Genomic DNA, 5,313 nt, shown 5'->3' with positions numbered 1-5,313 from the left:
CTTTTAAAGTAGCGATAAAGCAAAATTTATTATTAATATTTAAAATTATTAGGTTTAAAAAAACTATTGAATATGATTAATCATATTCAATAGTTACAGTAGCCATTGCACGCACTTTACCAGCCGTTACATTTGTTGCTGTTTGATAGTAGCGGGCAGTCATCGGTACGTTATATTGAATTGTCTGGTTAGAAGACAATGTACCTAATGCTAATTTGTCACCTTTTTTGATGACCTGATTTTTATTTTGATAATTCCAGAGTAACTGTACACCTACGCCGTTTGCTTTTTCAGATGTGGCAGCAGTATTTGCCAGTACCTGATTATTTGTGCCGTCTTGTGTAAAGTCGTAAGTTAAGCTAATCAGGTTTTTCTCTTCATAACCCGTTGGGTTGATACCACCATTACATAGGATGTTCATATCAAAGGTTTGTTCACCTTGAGTAGAACCAACACCTTTGAAACCAGCCTTTGTAACTGTTGGGAGCTGTACAACTTTGTTGATGTTACCTTGGATTTCACATGAAGATGATGCAATGGTAATTGCATTAGCATCAACAGTACTTGTTAAGAAAGGTTGATTAGGAAAGCCACGGACATAATAGCTACTATATCTACCTGGCACTAACGTTCCAGAACCTGTTTGTGGAGCAATCTTAATGATTTCAACTACAAAATAACCAGCCCCCAAATAACGGGTACCTGAGATTCCACCACGTTCATACGGGTAATAACCCGAGAAATTGGCATTATTCTCAGCTTCACGGTATAAACGAATACCAATCCCTGGAATATTAGTCGTATAGATGCTATTGCCCAGAGAGCTTAAAGGGTACCCTTGGGTTAATGCAGCAATTACTGTGTCTCTGCTATCACAAGAACGTGCTTCTGTAGAAGTACGATCAATAGGGAAAGTTGCCTTTCTTAAAATAGCACCGACTTGATCACTAGGGCGTACAACAACACGTCCTACAGCCATCCGAACATCATTTGCTACATAGTTATATATGCGGCATGCAGCATTAGCTTCGCCATATACACCAAGACCAGCAGTAAATAAGAAACCTGTTAATAATATTCTTTTCATTTGCAGACAGCCTCAGTCATTACCATGCTTTGTTGCTTATTTTGCAACTGATTACTGATGTTGTACTCAACCGAACAACGCTCATTGCTTTCGTCGCCCCATTTTACATAGAGACGATCTTGCGCAACTGGGGTACGTAAGTAAATCATACTACCTTGTGCAACAATACCTACAGCTTCATCTTTCTGATTAAAGACTTGAGCTCCAAACGGTAAACTGTTGCCATCAGCAGTTTTACTATTAATGTAGACTGCATAACCTGTCTTGGTCGTAAAATCTACTTTAGCAATAGCGCCAGCAAAAGGTGCAATACGTTGACTTGTTTCTTCAAGTTCTACTTGGCTCGACATCTCTTGAGGGTCAAGAGTAATGTCATTAAGACGATAAGGCGTTACATACGGAATAACAGCATAACCAGCCTTGTTCACACTTAAACCAACGGTATTATTAACTTTTGCTCCAGCTGCATCAGGTGCATGTACAAGTACCATTGTTTGACCTTGCTCAGGTCCAAATAAAATACCATCTGAATGTGCAACCACACTACCACTTAAGCTAACCATTGCTTGTTGGTAAGAATCAGCAATACTATAAGAGCCGCCAACAGTTGCATAGTTAGTACGATAACGACCATTTGCGTTAAATGTAGGATTCGCATAGTCCTGATGCGATACAGAGGCACCATAACTAAAGCGATCACCAACCATTCCACTTGCACCAACAGTACGGCTGTCTTCAGAAGCAGTCACGTTGACATTGACTGAATTCTTCTTAAAGTTAATCGGGAATGAAAGCGTCATTAAATATTCAGTATCATTCGTTGCATCATTTGAACCATACTCAACCTTACGGTTAATTGCAGATAAACCATAAGTTAAACCATGGTAGTTATTGCTATAACCAATCTGGTACTGTTTAGTACTTTCGCTACGGTTCCAATAATCAACCCATGAACCAACCACATAAAAATTACCCCAACCTTCAGGAAGTCCTTGGTTTAAAGTAATTTGGAATTCACTACGCTGGTGACCAGCAGCAGCATAGGTATTTACGCCTTTTTCTTCTAAATCACGAATAAGCAGGGCATCACGTAATTTATAGAAGTTTTCGGTTGAGTAACGATATGCAGCAAGAGTTAAGTTTGTGTTAGTCGGAGTAATTAACTTACTATAACTTAAACGGAAACTTTGCCCAGATTGTGAAGACTGTTTTTCAAAGTCAGCTTCTGAATGGGTAACATCTAATGCAACAGCGCCAATAGGCGTAGCAAAAGCAGCACCCAACAATACAGCAGCATAATTTTCTGTAGCTTGTAGGCCCGTATAACCTGTTAGATAGTTATTAATACCTTGCTGATACTTACCTTGAACCACCCACGGATTAAGATCAATATCCTGATCGCGGAACTGACCTACAGTTAAAGAATAACGGTTTACGCCTGGACGCAACATTTGTACAACTGAAGCATATGGAACCGAAAATTTTTGTACTTGGCCATTTGCTTCTATAATAGAAACTTCAATTTCCCCACCAAAACCAGTAGGGTAAAGGTCATTAATCTCAAAGTTACCTGGTGCAACAGTTGTTTGATAAATAAGTTGGCCCTGTTGACGAACTTCAACTTTTGCATTGGTTTTTGCATTACCACGAATACGAGGAGCATAACCCAACATACTATTCGGTAACATGCGGTCGTCACTTGAGAAATCAATACCACGATAACCAATAGAATCAAATACTTCGCCGTTAGTAAAACTATCACCTAGTGTTAAAACACCACGGTATTTCGGGAAGGCTCTTTGTAGGTATGTACTTGTTTCTTGATAGTCTGATTTAGATTGATTTTCAGCAGGCGTATCTTGCCACTGCCACTGACCATTGTGACGTAATTGCCAGCCAGCAATATTTAGACCAGCTGTAACACCCATAAATGCGTTTGTTGTTTCGCTTCGGTCACCAGACTGATTAAATGTTTTATAGGCACTACCACTATAAGATAGAAAACCAGCATTAATACCACGATCCCATACACTTGGGTCGACATAACCTTGCGCATTTTTTTGCAAAGCAACTTGTGGAATAGAAATATCTACACGTAAACGAGAGGTATCAAATTCATAAAATGCATTTTCAACCCACTCTTCAATTTTATAACAACTATTATTTTCTTTTTGAAGGGTAGTGCGTTTAGATAAAACATCTTGTTTAACGCCGTACTCAAGCAGGTTCATTCCTGAAAAACAGGTTTCTGCATTTTTATTAGGGTCTAATGCTTTAAAGACCATACGACGTTTACCAAACCATTGACCATTTACATATACGTCAACGTTGTATTCGCCAGGTAAAACAGGGTTACCATATTTAAAACGAGAAATGTCAACTTTTTGAGCATCTCCAATTAAAAAAGCAGAATCAAATTCAGCCTCTACTGGAGCACTCGTAGTTGTTTCTTCAGCATGCACGAATACCGGCATTGTCATTGTGACAACACCAGAAGCCAAGTAGTAACAAATATGGCGTTTTAATAATTTATAAGATTCTTGCCTTTTTTTTGGCATAGCTAAGTCCGCCTACACATATAGGTGCTTAAATTTATTAAAAAGATAAATCTGATTACTGAAGTTTTATCGGGTGCTCAATGCGACCACCATAGTCATTGACGTTAATAAAACTCATATCTTGAAGATTGCCATTCTTAAGCTGAACTGACGCTTCAGAAAAAGGCTTAATCATTAAACCTTGAGGTAATAAATCAACTTTTTTATCACCTGCCTTTTGGTAAACAGAAGTCATTGTGATATGAAAAGGGGTAGGATTTTTTACCGTTAAATTTTGACCAGATTTAATCCATTGAAGCTTATCTGATGCTAAATTCGCGTCTTCTTTAATCGATGAAGGACGATAGAAGAATTTAATCCGCGAGCGAATTGCAAGTTGTAAGAAGTTATCAGGTGTCGTATCTTCACTTTTTGAAGTAGGTCTTGGTGGAATATCCAAAACATTCAACCACAAAACCGTTTCTTGCTTCTGATTTAATTGAGAAGCATTTGGGAGAGCGGTAATACGGAGAGTCTGACTTTTCGTTGCTTCAACACGGGAGATTGGAGGAGCAATCATAAAAGGAACTTTTGATTGGTCCGGTGTACTCTTTGGGTCACCTTCATCAATCCAAGCTTGGACAAGTGCTGGCTTTGAACCGTTATTGCTAACTTGTAGCGTAACCTCGCGAGCATCCGATGGATAAATTACACGGGTGCCATGAATTACAATTTCTGCTTGAGTAGCAGGTGCAACAACTGTTGAAGCAAATGCCAAACCTAACAAAAAATTATAACTGTTCAATTTCATTTTTCGAGTTCTCAACCAAGAAAGATTCAGGAAAGTGTTACACAAAACAGGGTTTCCATGCGGACATAGAAACCCCGCTATCAATTAATTATTGATAGATAATTGTGTATTGAACAGAAGTAGTTACTTTACCAGCAGTAGAAGCACCAGTTGCATAGTATTCAGCATAGTAGTTTAGATCAGCGCTTGCGCCTTCAGCTACGTCAACCCATTGAGAGTTAGCTTGAGCACCGTTTGCACCAGCAGCAAGAACTGGAATGAAGTTGTTGTTGCTACCTAAAAGTTGAACGTTAACGTTTTTAGCACCAGTAGCGTCTTGGTTAAGTAAACGACCAGTATTGAAGTCAACAGTTGCACCTGGTTCAAAGTAAGTAGCTACTTTACCTTGTGAACAGTTAGCTAAGTTGATTTGGAAAGGTGTACGACCAGCAACATCCCCAGCAACAGCTAAAGTTTGTTTAGAAACAGTTGGAAGAGTAACTGTGAAGTCTTTACCAGCAGGGGTAACGATGTCACAAGTTTTGTCTGTAACTAAACCATTAATTGTAATTGTACCATCAGCAGCTTGAACATTCGCAATCCCTACAACCGAAAGAGCAGCGATCAAAGCAAGTTTTTTCATAGTGTTTTCTCAAAAGTCTGGACAAAAGTTTATTTCCTTACTTTTCCAGTGTTTGACATCTTGAAAAGTAATGTAACAATGCTAACACTTTTCAAACAAAATGCAAACTACATCACATTATTTTTTTGTAAAAACGATTCCGACACATTAATAAAGTAGAGTCAAAAAGATACAAATCACATTCTATCCTAATGTTTATAAAGAATTTATATACTTTTAAAAGCGAGACAAACAAGATTAGGGAGTGACATAAGAA

The 5,313-nt window shown here is 38.4% G+C and carries 4 protein-coding genes; all 4 read right to left on the bottom strand.

The window, feature by feature from the left end; translation table 11 throughout:
* Window positions 1-76: 76 nt before the first annotated feature.
* Window positions 77-1,087 (bottom strand): fimbrial protein, encoded by a 1,011-nt coding sequence (locus tag HUN22_RS15480; protein WP_174731168.1) that lies wholly within the window; start codon window positions 1,085-1,087, stop codon window positions 77-79.
* Window positions 1,084-3,645 carry a fimbria/pilus outer membrane usher protein gene (locus HUN22_RS15475; RefSeq protein WP_174731165.1) on the bottom strand — a complete coding sequence of 854 codons (2,562 nt, stop codon included), beginning with the start codon at window positions 3,643-3,645 and terminating at the stop codon, window positions 1,084-1,086. Before HUN22_RS15475 ends, HUN22_RS15480 begins: the two co-directional genes overlap by 4 nt.
* Before the next feature lie 55 nt (window positions 3,646-3,700).
* Window positions 3,701-4,435 (bottom strand): fimbrial biogenesis chaperone, encoded by a 735-nt coding sequence (locus tag HUN22_RS15470; protein ID WP_174731162.1) that lies wholly within the window; start codon window positions 4,433-4,435, stop codon window positions 3,701-3,703.
* A gap of 88 nt (window positions 4,436-4,523) precedes the next feature.
* Window positions 4,524-5,057, bottom strand: coding sequence for a fimbrial protein (locus tag HUN22_RS15465; protein ID WP_174731160.1), 534 nt, complete (start codon window positions 5,055-5,057; stop codon window positions 4,524-4,526).
* Window positions 5,058-5,313 lie beyond the last annotated feature (256 nt).

The organism is Acinetobacter lactucae (assembly GCF_013344765.1).
GTDB classification, from domain to species: domain Bacteria; phylum Pseudomonadota; class Gammaproteobacteria; order Pseudomonadales; family Moraxellaceae; genus Acinetobacter; species Acinetobacter lactucae_A.
Note: the sequence above shows the minus strand (reverse complement) of the source record. Positions and strands in the feature narration are given on the sequence as shown.